Annotated in this window: 25 protein-coding genes and 1 pseudogene; 8 read left to right on the plus strand and 18 right to left on the minus strand. The window is 64.0% G+C overall.

Annotation, left to right across the window (positions count from 1 at the left end):
* Positions 1–919, plus strand: a 919-nt coding sequence (gene groEL, locus AU465_RS09435; protein ID WP_192246205.1) for a chaperonin GroEL, incomplete at its 5' end; no start/stop codon positions are given.
* Between the two features lie 402 nt (positions 920–1,321).
* Here the strand turns inward: groEL and AU465_RS09440 are convergent.
* Positions 1,322–1,930 carry a TetR/AcrR family transcriptional regulator gene (locus AU465_RS09440; protein ID WP_192246207.1) on the minus strand — a complete coding sequence of 203 codons (609 nt, stop codon included), beginning with the start codon at positions 1,928–1,930 and terminating at the stop codon, positions 1,322–1,324.
* A gap of 114 nt (positions 1,931–2,044) precedes the next feature.
* On the opposite strand from AU465_RS09440, the gene AU465_RS09445 reads away from it, so the two are divergent.
* From AU465_RS09445 to AU465_RS09455, 3 genes are read left to right on the plus strand one after another with little or no spacing between them, the layout of a single operon-like run.
* A complete protein-coding gene (locus AU465_RS09445; protein WP_192246209.1) occupies positions 2,045–3,055 on the plus strand; it encodes a zinc-dependent alcohol dehydrogenase family protein in 1,011 nt (336 codons plus the stop codon).
* A gap of 23 nt (positions 3,056–3,078) precedes the next feature.
* Entirely contained in the window at positions 3,079–3,513 is a 435-nt protein-coding gene (locus AU465_RS09450; protein WP_192246211.1) for an OsmC family protein, read from the plus strand.
* A gap of 18 nt (positions 3,514–3,531) precedes the next feature.
* Entirely contained in the window at positions 3,532–3,918 is a 387-nt protein-coding gene (locus AU465_RS09455; RefSeq protein WP_192246213.1) for a nuclear transport factor 2 family protein, read from the plus strand.
* A gap of 108 nt (positions 3,919–4,026) precedes the next feature.
* Here the strand turns inward: AU465_RS09455 and AU465_RS09460 are convergent, their stop codons facing one another.
* Together AU465_RS09460 and AU465_RS09465 are read right to left on the minus strand one after the other, a co-directional pair.
* A complete protein-coding gene (locus tag AU465_RS09460) occupies positions 4,027–4,542 on the minus strand; it encodes an OsmC family protein (RefSeq protein ID WP_192246215.1) in 516 nt (171 codons plus the stop codon).
* Between the two features lie 56 nt (positions 4,543–4,598).
* Positions 4,599–5,024 carry a GFA family protein gene (locus AU465_RS09465; RefSeq protein WP_192246217.1) on the minus strand — a complete coding sequence of 142 codons (426 nt, stop codon included), beginning with the start codon at positions 5,022–5,024 and terminating at the stop codon, positions 4,599–4,601.
* Positions 5,025–5,212: 188 nt separating this feature from the next.
* Here AU465_RS09465 and AU465_RS09470 point away from each other — a divergent pair, with 188 nt between their 5' ends.
* On the plus strand, positions 5,213–6,244 hold the full coding sequence (locus AU465_RS09470; RefSeq protein ID WP_192246219.1) for an AraC family transcriptional regulator: 1,032 nt from the start codon (positions 5,213–5,215) through the stop codon (positions 6,242–6,244).
* Here the strand turns inward: AU465_RS09470 and AU465_RS09475 are convergent.
* The 11 genes and pseudogenes from AU465_RS09475 to AU465_RS09525 all read right to left on the minus strand — a co-directional run bounded on the left by AU465_RS09475 (position 6,241) and on the right by AU465_RS09525 (position 11,632).
* Positions 6,241–6,839, minus strand: a pseudogene (locus AU465_RS09475) (LysE family translocator). The gene AU465_RS09470 and the pseudogene AU465_RS09475 overlap by 4 nt on opposite strands.
* A gap of 73 nt (positions 6,840–6,912) precedes the next feature.
* Positions 6,913–7,287, minus strand: coding sequence for a YkgJ family cysteine cluster protein (locus tag AU465_RS09480; protein ID WP_192246221.1), 375 nt, complete (start codon positions 7,285–7,287; stop codon positions 6,913–6,915).
* Between the two features lie 4 nt (positions 7,288–7,291).
* The gene (locus tag AU465_RS09485; protein WP_192246223.1) at positions 7,292–7,444 is read right to left on the minus strand and encodes a hypothetical protein; all 153 of its coding nucleotides are present in this window, start codon (positions 7,442–7,444) and stop codon (positions 7,292–7,294) included.
* Between the two features lies 1 nt (position 7,445).
* A complete protein-coding gene (locus AU465_RS09490) occupies positions 7,446–7,853 on the minus strand; it encodes a hypothetical protein (protein ID WP_192246225.1) in 408 nt (135 codons plus the stop codon).
* On the minus strand, positions 7,853–8,095 hold the full coding sequence (locus tag AU465_RS09495) for a hypothetical protein (protein ID WP_376774838.1): 243 nt from the start codon (positions 8,093–8,095) through the stop codon (positions 7,853–7,855). The genes AU465_RS09490 and AU465_RS09495 overlap by 1 nt, the downstream gene beginning before the upstream one ends.
* Positions 8,096–8,269: 174 nt before the next feature.
* On the minus strand, positions 8,270–8,479 hold the full coding sequence (locus AU465_RS09500) for a cold-shock protein (protein ID WP_192246232.1): 210 nt from the start codon (positions 8,477–8,479) through the stop codon (positions 8,270–8,272).
* Positions 8,480–8,566: 87 nt separating this feature from the next.
* A complete protein-coding gene (locus AU465_RS09505; protein WP_192246234.1) occupies positions 8,567–8,710 on the minus strand; it encodes a hypothetical protein in 144 nt (47 codons plus the stop codon).
* A 203-nt stretch (positions 8,711–8,913) separates the two neighbouring features.
* The gene (locus tag AU465_RS09510; protein ID WP_192246236.1) at positions 8,914–9,693 is read right to left on the minus strand and encodes an SRPBCC domain-containing protein; all 780 of its coding nucleotides are present in this window, start codon (positions 9,691–9,693) and stop codon (positions 8,914–8,916) included.
* The gene (locus AU465_RS09515) at positions 9,693–10,013 is read right to left on the minus strand and encodes an ArsR/SmtB family transcription factor (protein ID WP_192246238.1); all 321 of its coding nucleotides are present in this window, start codon (positions 10,011–10,013) and stop codon (positions 9,693–9,695) included. The genes AU465_RS09510 and AU465_RS09515 overlap by 1 nt, the downstream gene beginning before the upstream one ends.
* 87 nt (positions 10,014–10,100) lie before the next feature.
* On the minus strand, positions 10,101–10,856 hold the full coding sequence (locus tag AU465_RS09520) for an SDR family NAD(P)-dependent oxidoreductase (RefSeq protein ID WP_192246240.1): 756 nt from the start codon (positions 10,854–10,856) through the stop codon (positions 10,101–10,103).
* Positions 10,857–10,972: 116 nt separating this feature from the next.
* Positions 10,973–11,632 carry a glutathione S-transferase family protein gene (locus tag AU465_RS09525; RefSeq protein WP_192246242.1) on the minus strand — a complete coding sequence of 220 codons (660 nt, stop codon included), beginning with the start codon at positions 11,630–11,632 and terminating at the stop codon, positions 10,973–10,975.
* A 170-nt stretch (positions 11,633–11,802) separates the two neighbouring features.
* Between AU465_RS09525 and AU465_RS09530 the strand changes: the two genes are divergently transcribed.
* Positions 11,803–11,982 (plus strand): CsbD family protein, encoded by a 180-nt coding sequence (locus AU465_RS09530; RefSeq protein WP_192246244.1) that lies wholly within the window; start codon positions 11,803–11,805, stop codon positions 11,980–11,982.
* A gap of 17 nt (positions 11,983–11,999) precedes the next feature.
* Here the strand turns inward: AU465_RS09530 and AU465_RS09535 are convergent, their stop codons facing one another.
* Entirely contained in the window at positions 12,000–13,133 is a 1,134-nt protein-coding gene (locus AU465_RS09535; RefSeq protein WP_192246303.1) for a metallophosphoesterase, read from the minus strand.
* 147 nt (positions 13,134–13,280) lie between these two features.
* Between AU465_RS09535 and AU465_RS09540 the strand changes: the two genes are divergently transcribed.
* Positions 13,281–13,874 carry a hypothetical protein gene (locus AU465_RS09540; RefSeq protein ID WP_192246246.1) on the plus strand — a complete coding sequence of 198 codons (594 nt, stop codon included), beginning with the start codon at positions 13,281–13,283 and terminating at the stop codon, positions 13,872–13,874.
* A gap of 58 nt (positions 13,875–13,932) precedes the next feature.
* Here the strand turns inward: AU465_RS09540 and AU465_RS09545 are convergent, their stop codons facing one another.
* On the minus strand, positions 13,933–14,592 hold the full coding sequence (locus AU465_RS09545; protein WP_246505942.1) for a TetR/AcrR family transcriptional regulator: 660 nt from the start codon (positions 14,590–14,592) through the stop codon (positions 13,933–13,935).
* A 168-nt stretch (positions 14,593–14,760) separates the two neighbouring features.
* On the opposite strand from AU465_RS09545, the gene AU465_RS09550 reads away from it, so the two are divergent.
* Positions 14,761–15,579, plus strand: a complete 819-nt coding sequence (locus tag AU465_RS09550) for an NIPSNAP family protein (protein WP_312891228.1) — start codon at positions 14,761–14,763, stop codon at positions 15,577–15,579.
* Here the strand turns inward: AU465_RS09550 and AU465_RS09555 are convergent, their stop codons facing one another.
* Both AU465_RS09555 and choX read right to left on the minus strand, forming a co-directional pair.
* Entirely contained in the window at positions 15,580–16,422 is an 843-nt protein-coding gene (locus tag AU465_RS09555) for an alpha/beta fold hydrolase (protein WP_192246248.1), read from the minus strand. It lies immediately after the preceding gene.
* Positions 16,419–17,357 (minus strand): choline ABC transporter substrate-binding protein, encoded by a 939-nt coding sequence (gene choX, locus AU465_RS09560; protein ID WP_192246250.1) that lies wholly within the window; start codon positions 17,355–17,357, stop codon positions 16,419–16,421. Before choX ends, AU465_RS09555 begins: the two co-directional genes overlap by 4 nt.
* Positions 17,358–17,377: the final 20 nt, after the last annotated feature.

Raw genomic sequence — 17,377 nt, forward strand, 5'->3', positions numbered from 1 at the left:
GCCGCTGCTCATCATCTCGGAAGACGTCGAAGGCGAGGCTCTGGCCACGCTCGTCGTCAACAAGCTGCGTGGCGGCCTGAAGATCGCCGCCGTCAAGGCTCCGGGCTTCGGTGATCGCCGCAAGGCGATGCTGGAAGACATCGCCATCCTCACCGGTGGCCAGGTCATCTCGGAAGACCTCGGCATCAAGCTCGAGAATGTCGGCCTCAACATGCTCGGCCGCGCCAAGAAGGTGTCGATCTCCAAGGAGAACACCACCATCGTCGACGGCGCCGGCAAGAAGGCCGAGATCCAGGGCCGTGTCGCCCAGATCAAGCAGCAGATCGAGGAGACCACCTCGGACTACGACAAGGAGAAGCTGCAGGAGCGTCTGGCCAAGCTCGCGGGCGGCGTCGCGGTGATCCGCGTCGGCGGCGCGACCGAGGTCGAGGTCAAGGAAAAGAAGGACCGCGTCGATGACGCCCTGAACGCGACCCGCGCGGCCGTGGAAGAAGGCATTGTCGCCGGCGGCGGCGTTGCCCTGCTGCGCGCTTCGAGCGCTCTTAAGGCCACCGGCGCCAACTCCGACCAGGCTGCCGGCATCAACATCGTGCGTCGCGCGCTGCAGGCTCCGGCCCGCCAGATCGCGGCCAACGCTGGCGCCGAAGCCTCGATCGTCGCCGGCAAGATCCTTGACAACAAGGGCGCGACCTTCGGCTACAACGCCCAGACCGGCGAGTATGGCGACATGATCGCCATGGGCATCGTCGATCCGGTCAAGGTCGTTCGCACCGCTCTCCAGGACGCGGCCTCGGTCGCCGGATTGTTGGTCACCACCGAAGCCATGATCGCCGAGGCTCCGAAGAAGGAGTCGGCTGGCGGCATGCCGGGCGGTATGCCTGGCGGCGGCATGGGCGGCATGGGCGGCATGGATTTCTAAGGAAATCCATAAGCACGCCCATCAACTAACAATGCTCAAGCCCGCAAGCGGGCTTGAGTGGCGGCATGGATTTCCAATCCACGCTTCCATCTGCTTTCAGATTATGGAAAGGGCGGCAGCGATGCCGCCCTTTTTGCGTTGATCATGCAGACCGACCGACCTTGCTTCCTCGGTGTAGGTGGCTTGCATGCTACGGAGCTTGGCCGAAGCCCGTCGAGTTCCTTCACACCCCTCTGTCCTGCCGGACATCTCCTCCCGCAAGGGGGAGATTGGATGTCACTGGGGCTTTCGCCAATCGCCAGCGTTGAAAGAAGAGCGCCGCCACCAACACTGCCGATCTCCCCCGCAGCGGGGAGATGGCCGGCAGGCCAGAGGGGTGCTGTCCCGCCAGCGTTTCCTTTGCTATATCGCGACGTCGGCGCGCTGCGCTACCTTGCCTGCAAGCACCGCCTGCTCGACCAGCGCTGCGACTTCGTCCGCCACGACAGCGAGCGCTGAGCGGTCGCGGGTGGCGCGGGCGATCACCATCAGGCCCTCGAGCGAGGATTCGACCAGCAGCGCCAGCGCCTGCGCGCGGCGCTCCGGCACCCCTGCCCGCATGAAAGCCTGGCGCAGCAGGCCGATCCATTGCTCGAAGGCGGAACGGCAGATTTCTGCAAGGTCCGGCACGTCGTTCGGCGCGTCCAATACGACCGGCGCGATCGGGCAGCCGAGCGAGAACTCGTTCTCCTCCAGCATGCGCGCCACCGACTGGTAGATGTGGTGGACCGCAACAGCGGGATCGCTTTCCGCCGCCAGCGCCGCGCCCAGACGCTCGGTCACGTCGGCCACGCTTTCGCGCGTCACCTCGACGACCAACTGGTCCTTGCCGCCCGGGAAATGGAAATAGAGCGAGCCGCGCGGCGCGCCGCTGGCGCTCAAAATGTCGTTGAGCGAGGTGCCGTGATAGCCGCGCTGCCTGATAAGCAGCGCCGTTGCCTCGATCATGCGGGTACGTGTGTCCGTCGCCACCTCAACCTCTCACAATGTCAACCTCTGTCAGGAGCGCGCATTATAGCCCTTGCCAAAAATATGACAATCGGTCTACATAATATGTAAATCGGTCTACATATTTGCGAGGCAGCAATGCAAAGCTATCGACTTGAGGGGCTCGGCGGGATCGAAAAACTGGTGGCGCGCGAGGAGGCAGTACCGGAGCCAGGCCCGCGTCAAATCGTCGTGCGGGTGCGCGCCACCTCGCTCAACCGCCGAGACACGATGGTCCTCAACGGCACATATCCGCTGACGGCTCGGCCCGGCATCGTTCCGCTGAGCGACGGCGCCGGCGAGGTGGTCGCGGTGGGCGATGCGGTTACCCGCTTTGCCGTCGGCGACCGTGTCACCGGCAGCTATTTCGCGCGCTGGATCGATGGGCGCATGCATCCGGGCGTCGTCGACCAGCTCGGCTGCACGCTGGACGGCATGCTCTCAGAATTTGCCTTGCTCGACGAGCAATGGGCGGTGCGGCTGCCCGACCATCTCTCCTGGCAGGAGGCCGCCACCTTCACCTGCGCCGGGTTGACCGCCTGGAGCGCGCTGACGGGCGCGGAGATTCCGAAGCCCGGACAGTGGGTTCTGGTCATCGGTTCAGGCGGCGTCGCATTGTTTGCGCTGCAGTTCGCCAAGCTCGCCGGCTGCCGCGTGGCCGCCGTCACCTCGCGCGCCGAAAAGACCGACAGACTGCGGGCGCTCGGCGCCGACCTCGTCATCGCAACAGTGGAGACGCCGGAATGGGGCATGAACCTGCGCGAAGCGACAGGTGGCATCGACCTCGTCGTCGAGACCGGCGGCCCGGCAACCTTCGCGCAATCGCTGATCGCAAGCGCCCTCTACGGCCGCATCGTGCTGCTCACCGTTCAGGACCAGAAAGGCAAGCCAGTGGAGATTCCGGGTTCCGTCTATCAGCGGAGTCTTGCCACCATCGGCCGCGTCTTCGTCGGCAGCCGCAACGGTCTGGACGCGATGCTTGCCGCCGTCGCCACGCATCGGCTGAAGCCCGTCATCGACAGGGTCTTTCCCTTCGCCGAGGCGGGCGAAGCCTACCGCTATTTCCAGCAGGGCGACGTCTTCGGCAAGGTCGTCGTCGACGGCGCCTGACCAACCAGCGAGGAGATACAGCAATGACAATTCGCGACGCCTCGGCCGAATGGCAAGGCACGCTCAAGGAAGGATCCGGCCGGCTGCGGCTCGGCAGCGGCGTCTTTGAAGGTGCCTATTCCTTTCCGTCCCGGTTCGAAAACGGTCCGGGCACCAATCCGGAAGAACTGATCGCGGCCGCCCATGCCGGCTGCTTCTCGATGGCGCTCAGCGCCATCCTCGGCCGCGAGGGTCACGTCCCGGCAGGCATCCACACAGTGGCGAAGGTGCATCTCGGCGCCACCACGGCCGGGCCGACGATCACCCGCATCGAGCTGGAGACAGAGGCCAGCGTCGCCGGTCTTGCGGCGAACGATTTCGAGCGGCTGGCGCAGACGGCCAAATCGGCTTGCCTCGTCTCCAGGGCGCTGGCCGGCGTCGCCGCGATCACGCTGAAGGCGAGCCTCATAATCCGCTGAAATGAAGGGAAAAATCCAATGACCCACGAATTGATCATCGACACCACCACGGCCAAGCGCTCCGCCCAAACGGCCGAGATCATGCGGCGCTACAACGATGTCTTCCAGCGCCACGACCCGTCGGCGCTGGACGAACTGGTGGCGGACGACTGCGTGATCGAGAACACCACGCCGGCGCCGGACGGTGCCCGCCGCGCCGGCAAGGACGCCTGTGTCGAGCTGTGGTCGGCGATCGCCACCGGACCCGGCACGCGCTTCGACATCGAGGAAACCTTCGTCGCCGGGGATCGGGCGACGATCCGCTGGCGCTTTTGGATGGCCGACGGCAATTCGCTGCGCGGCGTCAACCTGATGCGTGTCGCGAACGGGCGGATCGTCGAGGCCATGGGTTATGTGAAGGGATAGGGGGCTATGTGAAGGAATAGGGCTTGGCGCGACGAGCTGCATTCAGCCAGGCCGCGCTCAGGCCCCCGGCCCGGAATCCCCCGCCAAGGTTCGGATTCCGGGCAAAGGTTACCGCGCGACCCTGTTGAGCTTCACGAAGGTCTTGGGGCTGCGCTGGATCGTCTGGAAGATCACGCAGTAGCGGTCGGTGAGCTCAAGCAGTTCTGTCAGTCGTTTTTGCGGAGCATCCGTTTCGATATCGAAGCGCAAACGGATCTCCTTGAAGCCGACCGGCACGCCTTCGGTGACACCGAGCGTGCCGCGAAGGTCGACGTCGCCCTCGGCGGAGATTTCCGCCGACTTGATCGGAATCTCGAGCACGGCGGCAGCAGCCCGCATCGAGACGCCGGCACAGGCGATCAACGCCTCCAGCATCATGTCGCCGGAGCAAAGCTCCTGCCCGCTGCCGCCGGCCTTCGGATGGATGCCCGCCAGCGCAAGCCCGCGGCCGGTCTCGACCTTGCAGGTCACCCTGGAGTCGTCGGCGCTGCCTTTGGCCTTCAGCGTGAGAAGCGCCGCCCGCGCATCCTTGCGATATAGATCCTTGATCGGCTCCTGCGTGGCGCGAAAAGTCGCAATGTCCATGCATATTCTCCTGTCGTTGAATGTGGTCCGTGGAAATCGTGCATCATCGTTCGGAACTACTCCGGCACGCTCACGCCGGAGCCGCCGAGCTCGGCAGGAAAATCCTTCAGCTTCGGCAAGCCGTCCTTCATCGGCAGGACCGTCTCGACGTAGTTGACATGGACCCCCGGCGTGAATTCCACCGTCGGTATCGTGGCGGCATAGACGTCGACCAATCCGAGCGGCGGGTGATCGGTCATCAGATGACCACCGCATTTGGTGCAGAACCGGCGATCGCTCATCTTCGACTTCTCGAAGCCGGACAGGAACTCCGCGCCCCTGGTGACCTTGACGTTTTCCGGCTTCCACAGCGTGAAGGCGTTCACGGGAGACGCCGACCACGACCGACAGGAACCGCAATGGCAGTAGCCCATGGCCTCGGCCGATCCGTGCACTTCGATTTCCACGGCGCCGCAAAAACACCCGCCCTTATGTACCGTCATGACTTACATCCTTCCTTGAGTTCGATTGCGCTTGTGCGCCCGATTTGGGACGAAGCTCAGCGCCTGGCGGGTTTAAAGCTTCCGGCCACGAACGGAATGACGCGGCGTCCGCCTCACTTGACAGCGCGTCCGGAACTCGAAAGGGATGTCGTGCCGGGTTGCCGCGCAACTTACGGGACTTGGGTGGAATGGCCGGGGACGCTCTGTCTGACCTGTTGAAAACGGTGCGCCTCACCGGCGCGACGTTTTTCGACATCGAGGCCCAGGACCCATGGGCGGTCTGCTCGCCCTCCCCCGCTTCGATACTGCCGAGGATATTGCCGGGCGCGGATCACCTGATTTCCTACCATGTGCTCACGGCCGGCCGCTGCTTCGCCCGCATCGTCGGCAAGGAGGCGATCCCCGTGGAGGCCGGCGAGGTCGTGGTGTTCACCAACAGTGACCCGCATATCATGTCGAGTACGCCCGATCTCAGGGCCGACCCGCCGACCGCGGATGTACTGGAAATCGCCGCCGCCAGCCAGACGCCGTTCCCCATCAACTACGTCAAGGACGGCGCGATGTCGGCGCGGCTGGTATGCGGCTATCTCGCTTGCGATGCGCTTCCCTTCAATCCGCTGCTCGAAGCGCTGCCGCCGGTCATCAAGGCGGGAGACGTGAAAGGCGATGGCGGCTGGCTCGGCCAGTTCATCAAGCTGGCGGTGTCGGAGGTCGCGGAAAAGCGGGCGGGCAGCGAGACGGTGCTCACCAAGCTCAGCGAACTGATGTTCGTCGACGTCCTGCGCCGCTATGTGGAGTCGCTGCCGCCGCAACAAACCGGCTGGCTGGCGGGCCTGCGCGATCCGCATCTGAGCAAGGCGCTGGCGCTGATCCACGACCGGCCGGCGCACAACTGGACGGTGGAGGCGCTGGCGAAGGAGGCTGCGCTGTCGCGCACCGTGCTGGCCGAACGCTTCACCAGGCTCGTCGGCATGCCGCCGATGCACTATCTCGCCAAATGGCGGATGCAGATTGCCTCGGAATTGCTCAGCGCCGGCAACAGCAACGTCGCCAGCATCGCGGCGGAGATCGGCTACGAGTCCGAGGCGGCGTTCAGCCGCGCCTTCAAGAAGATGATCGGCGTCCCGCCCTCGGCCTGGCGTATCGGCATTCGGCCCGCGCCCGGTTCCGGAAACGAGGAGGCTTCCGAAACCGAAGGCGAACCGGCCATAACTGACTAGCGATCCGCCAGCGCCAGCTTGGCTCCCAGCATGACGAAGGCACCGGCGAAGGTGCGGCGCATCCAGGTCAGCACCATCGGCCGCGACACGACATGGCTGCGCACCGAGGCCGCGAATACGCCGTAGACGATGAAGACCAGGAAGGTCATCAGCATGAAGATGCCAGAGAGCTCAAGCATCTTGGCAAAAGCGTGCGGCTCCGTGGTGCTGACGAATTGCGGCAGGAAGGCAAAGAAGAAGATCGACAGTTTTGGGTTCAAGATGTTGATCAGGATGCCGGAGGTGATCACCTTGCCGGCAGAGCGTGGCGCGACGTTCTGGTCGACGGCAAGACCGGCGTGTTCCAAGCCATGTAAAGCAAATAGGCGACGCCCAGATATTTCAGCGTCTCGAAGGCGACGGCGCTTGTGTGCAGCACCTCGGCAAGGCCGGTGATGGCGGCCGCCATGTGCGGGATGATGCCCAGCGTGCAGCCGAAAGCGGCGATGATGGCGGCACGCGCGCCGCGCGAAAGGCCCGCGCTCAGCGTGTAGAGAACGCCGGTGCCGGGCGAGGCCACGACAATCAGCGACGTCAACAGGAATTCGATGCTCAAGGTTTCCTCCACGGCCCTGCCCGCGCGGCAAGGTACCGGGAGGCGTGAAGGTGGGCAAGCAGGGCGCGCGGAATTAGCCTGCCGCCAGCCCAAACACCGTCCGTGCCATCAGGCAGTCGTCGCCGCCGGGCATGCAGGCGCGGCAGACATGCGGCCGGACGTCGTAGATCGCGCAGGCCGTCCCTTTGCCCACTTCGCCGCGAAGCGCTGAGCAGCGATTGCCCTCGCAACGCATACCGGACTGGTTGGCGGCGATGAGGGCTTCCGGGATGCGGTCGAGCTCGGCATCCTCTTCGGTCGAGAAGCGTGGCCAGTCGGCGGAATAGGCGCAGCAGGCGCCGCAGCTCTGGCAGTCGAAGGCCGGCTGGGGGCTTTCCCACGCGGACAAGACGTCCCTGCCGGCGACCAGCCCAGGCGCAAGGGGATTGCGATCGGCCTGGCGCGGCAAGGCGCTACTTCTTCTTGCCTGCCTTGCGCGGCGGCACTTGCGCCGGCGTCTCGAACAGATCGGTCGCGACCGGTTCGCCGGTTTTCGGCGCAGCAGGCGGCTTGGCCGGCTTTACAGCGGCCGCCGTGGCCTCCTTGGCAGAGAACTTTATGGCCATGTCAGTCCTCGTCGTAAAGATGCGATGACGGCGACCGCGGATTGCGCAGGCGGCCGATCAGCGCCGAAACCGCCGTGATGTTCATTTCCTCGGGCGACCAGTTCCTGGACTCCGCGATGTGATGCGGCGCCAATTCGCGGTGTGTGCTGCCGCTGTAGGCGGCATCCAGATGCGTGACCCGTTCATGAGTCTTGCCGTCCTCAAGCACATATTCGATCAGATAGTTGGGACATTCGGCGCGGCTGCGCACGCCGACGCGCACCTGGGCATCGCCATGGGCCCGCCTGCAGCGCTCCAGCTTTTCCAGCACACGCCGGACATATTCGACCGGCTTGTCCAGGACATCGACCATGTCGGCAATCGTCGAATCCTCGGCGATGGGCGTTTTCGACATGCGCTTGGTAGCCATCAGCGTTTGCCCACGCGTTTCGGCCCGACCTGCTTCGGCGAGGCGGCAAGGGCGGCAGCGGCCGCCCTGTCCTCGGCTTCCTTCTCCAGGCGCAGTTCGCGCAGCCGCGCGGTCTTGGCCTCGCGGGCCTGGCTGACGGCATCCTGCTCGGAAGCGATGCGGTCAAGCGACATCGACTGGGTCCGGGCCCTGCTGAAAAGCGATTCAGCTTCGTTGCCTTTTGTCTTCGAAGTGAGGGACAAATTCTTCTCCTGATCCCGGAGCATTCAAATGCCGACGCAATGGTGCTTAGCACATCGCATTCCGCCTGCGGCGCACAATTCAGTGCCCGAAAGCGAAAAAGGTCAGGCATTGCCTGACCCTCCTCTCGCCTTCTACCGGTGCCAGTACATTCACCGGGGAGGCTGAATTCCGCTTCAGGCAGCCCGCAGCTGGTCGGCAGACATCTTGCCCGACTTTTTGTCCCGAACCATCTCGTAGCCGAGCTTCTGGCCTTCGACGATGTCGCGCATTCCGGCGCGCTCGACGGCCGAGATGTGAACGAAAACGTCGGCCGAACCGTCGTCAGGCTGAATAAAACCAAAGCCTTTGGTGGCGTTAAACCATTTTACTGTGCCAGTGCTCACAACGAACCCCTTTCCATGGCAAATATTCGTTCGCCGTCATGCGGCCGCACAACAGCGTTTGTCTCGATTTTTGATGGGAGAAGTTCGTCATGGGCGCGCCTGGGCGCGCAGATAACAAAGGCCAGTCAAAAAAATATCGACACATTTCTTGTAGATTTCTTTTGATCGCCTGTCAAATTTCTTGTTTGGTGGGCGGGTGCCGCAGCGCCGCATGGCTGCCGGGTAACGCATGAGGAGTCTTCTCTACCGCCGCGATCCGCCTTACGGGACAAATCGCCGGAGCAGCCAAAAAAAATTTTCTTTTTGCCGGGAACCTTTTCGCCGGCTGCAGGTTTTATTCCTGCTGTCAGCAATTCATGAGCAATCTGGAAGAGTTGACAGCAAAAGACGCCTCCCGCGCCGTAAAAAGCGCGAGAGGCGTTTTCTATTGGGCCCTACATGATGGTGCTCATCATCGGCAGGATTTCATAGCGGAAGCCGCGGCCCGAACGCGATACTGGGTCACCGTCGGTCACCGCCTTGGCCTCGGCCTCGCTGCCGACGCGCAGGATCAACAGGCCCCAGGGCCCGGCGGGATCGGCGACGGGACCGGCCAGCATCATCGTGCCAGCACGAAGCTGGCCGCGCAGATAGTCGGCATGCGCGTTCATCAGCGCCCGCTCCTCGTCCGTCAGGGTGAAGGCGAAGTCGGGACGCGGCGGGATCAAGCGGCAATGATAGACCGAAAGCGGCTTGGCAGCGGTCTCCTTGGCGAGGAAGTCGCCGAGCCAGCCCAACACACGCTCCCAGCCTGAGCCGTGGTCGCGGCAGGAATCTTTGCGCGAGCCGAAGCCGTCGTGGCGCAGCGTCAGCCGCGTGCCGTTCTCGACCGGCTCCAGCGTGTAAGTCACAGTCGTGACATTGTCGCCGTCCCACGGCGCTATCCAGGTCATCACCAGGCGATGCGGTGGCGCAACCTCGAGATATTCGCCGCCGACATGGAAGTCTTGGCCGTCAGCGCCCTTGCCTTCCGAGCGCCAGGCGCCACCCGGCCGGACATCGGCGGTATGTTTCGTCGTCCGGTACATGTTGTCCGCGCCCCACCAGAGGGGGATCTGATCCTCGGCGGTGATGGCGCGAAAGACGCGCTTAGGTGGAACCGCTATCGTCACCGTGGCGAGGATTGTGCCCGCCGAAACGTCCGCGATCGCACGCGGCCTGTCATTGCTCGCCATCACTCGTCCTCCAGATAGGATTTCAGATTGCCGAGGCTTTGCTGCCAGAAGTCGCGGTAGGGCAGGATCCAGTCGGCGACATCCTTCAACTCGGCGGGCTCCAGCCGGTAGACGCGCTGGCGGCCTCGCCGTTGCTCGGAGACGACGTTGAGCTCGCGCAGGATCCTCAGATGCTTGGAAATGGCCGGACGGCTCTGCGAGAAGGCGGAGGCCAGCTCGTTGACCGGCGCCGGCCCCCGCCGCAGTCGGTCGAGGATTGCGCGCCGCGTCGGGTCGGCGATGGCGCGGAAGACGGAACGGTCCTGCTCAGCCTGCGGCATGATGCGTATCCATTTGGTTACGTATTATGCCGAAATATGGTGCCGGTCAATTGTCCTCAACCGGCATCCTACGTATTCCTCGATGGCTCAGCGCTCCTGGTCGGTCGGACGGATAAGAATCTCGTTGACGTTGACGCGCGGCGGCTGGCTCACGGCATAGAGGATGGCGTTTGCGATATCCTCGGCGGTCAGTGCTTCCATCGTGGCGAGACGGTGCTCTAAACCGGCCTTGAACTCCTCGTTGGTGATGTGGTCGCCAAGCTCGGTGCGCACCAGGCCGGGCTCGATGACGGTGACACGCACCTTGTCGGCATAAATCTCGCGGCGCAGCGACTCCGAGAAGGCGACGACGCCGAACTTGGTCGCCGCATAGCCGCTGGCGCCGGGGTTGGCGACGCGGCCGGCCACCGATGAGACGTTGACGACATGGCCCTTGGCAGCCTTGAGATGTGGCAGCGCTGCCTTGGTGGTCCCCATTAGGCCGATCAGGTTGAGCTCGATCATGCGGCGCCAGTCGTCCAGATCGGCTTCCGCCGCGGGCGCAAGCAGCATGACGCCGGCATTGTTGACGAGGATGTCGAGCCGGTCCCATTCGGAAACGACCTTGTCGACCATAGCGGTGAAGTCGCCACCCTTGGCGATGTCGGCTTCGATGGCGAGCGCGGTGCCGCCGGCCTTCTCGATACGGCTGACCAGCGTCGCGAGGCGATCGATGCGGCGGGCGGCGACGGCCACCTTCGCGCCGGCGGCTGCAAGTGCGGCGGCCGTCGCTTCGCCGATGCCGGATGAGGCGCCGGTGACGAGTGCGACCTTACCCGAGAGGGAGGAATTTGCGGATGTCATGAGATTTCTCCAAGTGCCCGCCTTCCCCCCACATAGGCCGCGCAGCCCGTTCTTGAAGTCTGCCATCAGAGCAGTTGACGCAGTTGCAGCCAAAACCGCTGCGCCCTGGAATTGCTCTAATCCTGCTCGTGCGGGCCCGGCTCCGGCCAAGGTTCCCTGGCGGCCTCCGCGTACCAATGCCGCATTGCCGGCGTCGCCAGCACAGCATCGACATAGGCGCGGGTGACGGGCGTGAGCGCGCCGCCATAGGTGTCGAAGCGGGTGACGACGGGCGCATACATGGCATCGGCGGCGGTGAAATGGCCGAACAGGAACGGGCCGCCCTGGCCATATTGCTCGCGGCATTGCCGCCAGATCGCCTCGATGCGCGCCCGCTGCGCCTCGCCCTCGGCATCGAGCGGCTTATGGCCCTTCGGCCGGCGCAGATTCATCGGCCAGCCATAGCGGACCTCGCGGAAGCCGGAATGCACCTCGGTCGCCACCGAACGCGCCAAGGCACGGGCGCCGAGATCGTCCGGCCACAGTTTCTTCTCCGGAAAAAGGTCGGCCAGATATTCAAGGATGGCAAGGGTTTCCCAGACGATCCTGCCATTATGATTCAGGACCGGCACCAGTCCTGTCGGCGAAATCTTAGCGAGGTTGGCCGCGGTGTCGGGCGTGCGCAGCCGCACGAAGCTTTCCTCGAAGGGGATTTCCAGCTGCCGCATCGCCACCCAGGGCCTAAGCGACCAGGACGAAAAGCATTTGTTGCCGATGAACAGAGTGAAGTCAGGCAATGCGTTCCCCGATTTGATGCCACCTAATGATCGCGCAGCGGCCGACAAATCCTTCGCTGGGCGTATGTCTGTTCCCTCGCCACACTACTCGCGAACCCAACTCGACCACGCGGAACCCGGACACCCATCAGCACGTTTTGTTGGCGATTGAATCTCCGGGAGATGCGGAGATGATGAACATGGACCAGATTGCGGGTCTCGCCAAGCAGATCAGAGGCTCGGTCCTGCAGACCCTAGGCAAGGCTACAGGAAACCGTCCGATGCAGATCAAGGGCATGGCGGACAAGGCCACGGGCAAGGTGCAGAAGGCCTGTGGCGATATGAAGGCCATGTGCAAAAAGGCGATGTGATTTGCAAGCCGTCGCGCTCACGCCTCAAACGTCTTTGCAAAGGCATTGGTGAAGACGACCTCGCCGTGGTCTCCAGCCGCCTCGCCCAGGACCACGTCCATGTGGTCGTCGGTCACGCGCGCCAGCGCGAAGCCGCCCATAAAGGCGGCCTTCGGCTTGACGAGATCGAGCCCGTCGCGCTGGTAGATCATCGGCGCTGCGTGCTGATGGCCGTGGAAAATCGCGATCACATTGTAGCCCTTCAGCGCGGCGATGAGCGCCTGGCGGTCGGCCTCGCCCCACCAGTGCGGCCGGCCGGCGCCGTCGTCGTCATAGGTGCGTTTCACCGGATCCCAGCGCTCGACGGAGAAGGTGTCCCAGCCATAATGCTGGAAGAGGACCACCGGACGGCCGTCGCCGGCATAGGTCGCCAGATCCTGCTTGAGCCAGGACAGGCTGCTTATCGCGCCATGGCCGGTGTCGCCTGCGAAGCGATGCGTCTGAACGAGATGCAGGCCACCCCAATCCCAGGAATAGCAGTCGGTGCCGACATCGTAGTTGGTCGCCGGCACCGGCGGTTTGAAGAAGATGCCGGGGCGATGGTTGACCTCGACATAATCGCGCATCTCGCGGCGGTACCAGTCGACATGGCGCTTCGGTCCATTCTGGTCGAGATCGTGGTTGCCAAGCCCGACATAGACCGGGATATGCACGCGATCAGGGCCGATGCCTTGCTGATAGCGCTGGCTGAACTGCAGAAGTTGCGTGCCCTCGCTCGGCAGCGTGATCTGGCCGCCGCCGTCGTCAGTGATGTCGCCGCCGGTGACGAGGCCGAGCGGCGTGCCGATGCGCCTGCCCGCCGAGCGCAGGCCGGTGGCCGCGCCGTTGATCTCGGTCGGCCACTCCTTGTCGTCGATTGCGTTGAGTGCCGCCACATTACGCAGCAATGCAGCGTCGGTCTTGCCCTCCTGCTCGCAATGCGGGCTCAAGCCGCTCGCCATGCGACAGGCATGGATATCGGCGATGAACAGGAAGGTGGCGTCGATCGGTTGGATGCGCCGGCCGGTCTGAGCGAAGGCGGCGCCAGGCAAAACGCAAGTCGCGGCAAGGCCAGCCGCCCGAGCCAGGAAATCGCGGCGGGACAACAATGCCGAGGACAGGCGATTCATCATCGCTCGATTGAACATTTTCAGCGCCGGATCGTCCAGATCGGCGGCCCATAGACTTTTCAAGCCATGGTTGAATCGTGAAGGGCACTTGGGTCGACAGCGCGGTGAGGCTCTGTCATTCCTTCCAGAACGCATCCAGGGGAGAAAGGCATGAAACCCATGACGACCGGCATGGCGCTCGCCATGCTTGCACTCGCCGGCACCGCTGAGGCGGCCGACTGCGTCGACGCCAAATCCGCCAAGGCCGGCTTCGTGCTGGAGAAGCGCGGCATCCGCAGCGAGTTCCGGCCGGCGCCGGGCGGCATGGTCGCGGTCGCCAACAACTACCAGTCGCAGTCGCCGCAGACGCAATATCTCTATGGCGGGCTGGTCGAGGTGTTCCGCGACAGCGACACCGGCCGGCTGTCGATGATCCCGCTCGGCGACCTCAAGAAACTGTTTCCGCTCAAGGCGGGCGCCAAGAGCAAGACCGAGTTCGTGCGGCTCTCGTCGAAGAAGGCGCCGAAGAGCACCGAGACGCTGGCGCTCGCCGTCAAGGGCAAGGAGACCTACAAACTGGGCGACTGCAAATACAACGTGCTGGCGGTGAACGAGACGCTGACCGGCGATTCCGGCGCGGTGATCGACAGCTTCACCGCGCTCTATTCGCCCGACCTGCAAGCGGTGCTGGCGCGGCGATACGACGAGAGCACGAGCGCCCAGAGCGAAGTGGGATTCGAGACGATCGAGCCGCTGAAGGAGTGAGGCCGACTTTACGGCATCGACGAGGCGATCCTTTGCACCCGCCTCGGTCCCGCCGGCGTCAGCGGATGGTCTGCCGCCGCAACACCTTGCGGCGTCGCCTGGCCGCCGAACCGTGCTGTGATGGCGGGGGCTCGACCCGCTCCAGCCCCGCCAAGCACTCCCGCAACACACCGGCATCCTGCGCCGTCTTGGCAATCGACATGGCGCCGGAATAGGCGGCGACGGCGAGCGCCGCGAAGCGATCCGGATCGGTGCCGCCCTCCCCGCCAGTCTCTTGGTCGGCGCGCACCTTGTCGGCGATTGCCCGCCGCCAGCCGGCGAAGATGTCGGCCAGCGCAATACGAAAATCGGCATCGGCGAGCGACAGCTCATGCGCTAGGTTGTTGAGCGGGCAGCCGCGCACATAGCCCTGCTGCTCGAGCTCCGCCGCAACCGCTTCAAATACTGTGCGAACCCCTTCGCGAGCCGAGGGTGCCGCCAAGACCGGCTCGACCCAGGTCTCTTGAACCGCTGCCGCCACGCGCTCCTCGATCACCGCCAGCGCCAGCGCCTTCTTGGTCGGGAAATGGTGGTGCAGCGCCCCGCCGGTAACGCCGGCCGCCGCCATCAGATCGCCGAGGCTGGAGGCGTGATAGCCGCGCGCCTGGAAAGCGTCTTCCGCCACGTCGAGCACGCGGCGGCGCATGCCTTCGGGGTCGTTGGTGCGTTTCTTGCGCATCGCCATCTCCCCTTCTCCCCTTGTGGGAGAAGGTGCCTGAACGAAGTGAAGGCGGGGTGCTCCAGCTTGGCAAAGACGGCGATCCGTCCAGCACCCCTCATCCGACTTGGCGCTGCGCGCCAATCCCCCTTCTCCCACAAGGGGAGAAGGAAAAGGAAAGATATCAGATTGACAAAACAGGGCAACCGGTCTGTTTATAAACAGGATGATCATCCTGTTTTGGAGTCGGCAATGAACTTCGCTCGAAACGACACGTCCCCTCGCCTTGCCTCGCCGGTAGTGGAACTTCGCCAATACACGCTGAAGCCCGGCCGGCGCGAAACGCTGGTCCCGCTTTTCGACCGGCAATTCATCGAGAGTCAGGAAGCCACGGGCATGACCGTCATCGGCCAGTTCCGCGATCTCGACCGCCCCGACATGTTCGTCTGGCTGCGCGGCTTTGAGAACATGGAGGCAAGGAAGAACGCGCTCACCGCCTTCTATGGAGGGCCGGTCTGGGCCGAACATCGCGACGCCGCCAATGCGACGATGATCGATTCCGACGATGTGCTGCTTCTGAAGCCGGCATGGCAGGGCGCGGGCTTCAACCTGTCGGGACTGAAACGACCGGCCGCGAGCGAAGCCGAAAACAAAAGCCGGAATGGTCATTTAGACGGCATTGTTGAGATACAGAATCACCATTTGCGCCCGGGCATGGAAGCTGACTTTGCCCGGGGGTACCTGGCGGAAGCGGTTCCGCAACTCACGGCAAATGGCGTACGGCTGCTCGGCGCCTTCGTCAGCGAGCATGCCGAAAACACCTTTCCGCGGCTGCCTGTGCGAGCCGGCGAAAATGTCTTCATCGGCGTCACCGGTTTCGATGACGAAGCCGCCTATGCCCGTTACAGCGCCGCCCTCGCTGCTTCGCACGAAACCACGCAGGCCGATCGCACAAAGCCGGCCGAGACGTTGCGCCTGACGCCCACGGCCCGATCGCTGTTGAGGTGATCACGCTTCCGCGTTCTCCAACATCCTGGCGATCGCGTCGGCGATAAAGGCCGGCTCCTCCCAGTGCGGGTTGTGACCGCAATCCTTCGCCCAGAGGAGACGTGATCCGGCCAGCGCCTCAGCCAAAGCCTGCTGGTGTGCCTTGCCGAAGAGCGGATCGCCGGTACCCGCAATGATCAGCGTCCGGGCCTGCACGGCCCGCGCCGCGGCCCCCAAGTCCGTCCGGCGGATTTCTACCAGGATGGCGCGCCAGCGGGCCGCAGGCATCGCCGAAGCGTCTTTCGCCATGCCGGCAAGAAAGGCCTGCGGCACGCCAGGCCCGCAGGCGTGCCACCAATCATAGAACGGATCGGTCGGCGAGATCGGGTCGCGCAGTGCCGCCACACCGGCAACCAGCGGATTGCACGGCGCGAAATCTGCCTTTAGCGTCCCGGCCAGGACGACCAGCCCCCCGACCAGTTCCGGATGACGCGCGGCCAGTTGTATGGCGACCATGCCACCCAACGAATGGCCGACAACGACCGGCCGGGCGAGCCGCAGGCTCCGGATCAGCCCGGCAATGTCTTCGGCGAAATCGGCAACGGCGCAGCCCTTCCCCGTCTGCGAAGCGCCATGGCCGCGCAGGTCCGGCATGATCAGCCGCCGGCCGGAAAGATGCGGCGCCAGCAACGAGAAACTGCGGCTGGTATCGGTGAAGCCGTGCACCAGGACGAGCGGCGGCTCCGAACCGCCGACCTCGACATAGGCAAGATCGAGTCCACCGACATCGGCGAACCGCTTGCGGCCGGCCCAGGCGCCCTGCTCAGCCTCCTGCGCCGGCAGATCCAATGCCGCCGACCTCACAGTCCGAGCTTTTCCTTGACCGCGGCAAAGCCGGGCTTGCCGTCGAAAGTGCTGACCCCGGCGAGCCAGGCGTCCAGCCGGTCCTTGTTCAAGGTGATCGACTTCAGGGCGCCTTCCTCTGGCTTCATGCCGTCATTGATGAGGTAGCCCATGCCGACATTCTCCAGATCGATGTCGAAGGTGAGGTTCTTCAGGAATTGCGCGACGTTCGGGCATTCCTGCAGGTAGCCTTTGCGCACCTGCGTCGTCACAGTCGCGGCACCGAAATTCGGGCCGAAGAACTTGTCGCCGCCGGTCAGGTACTTGAAGTCGTACATCGTATTCATCGGATGCGGCGCCCAGCCCTGGAAGACGATGAACTGCTTCTCCTTGATCTCGTAGCCGACCTCCGAGAGCATGCCGGCTTCACTCGACTCGACCACCTGCCAGCCGTCGAGGCCGAACTTGGGATCGGCGATGGCGTCCATCATCAGTTGGTTGGAACCGGGCTCGATGCCGTACATCTTCTTGCCGAACTTGTCGGCGAACTTGTGCAGGTCGGACAGATCCTTGACGCCGGCTTCCCAGACATAGGTCGGCACGGCGAAGGTGTATTTGGCGCCAACCAGATTGACGCGCACATTCTCGATCGAGCCGTCCTTCTTGTAGGGCTCGTAGTAGGTGACCATGGCCGGGTCCCAGTAGCCGAGGAACAGGTCGAGGTCTTTGTTCTTCATGCCTTCGTAGATGACGTTGATGCCAAGCACCTCGCTCTGCGGCTCATAGCCGAGCGCCTGGAGCAAGACCTTGGCCACGCCCGTGGTGAAGGCCAGATCGTTCCAGCCGGGCTCCGCCATGCGGACCACCCTGCACTGATCCGCTTCGGCCGCGTAAGCCGATTGAGCGGCCAGCATCAAGGCAGCGAGGCAGACGCCTTTAGCAAGCAAGCGCACCATTCCGGTTCTCCTCATATTGA

It is taken from the genome of Mesorhizobium silamurunense, assembly GCF_014843905.1.
Taxonomy (GTDB): Bacteria; Pseudomonadota; Alphaproteobacteria; order Rhizobiales; family Rhizobiaceae; genus Mesorhizobium; species Mesorhizobium silamurunense.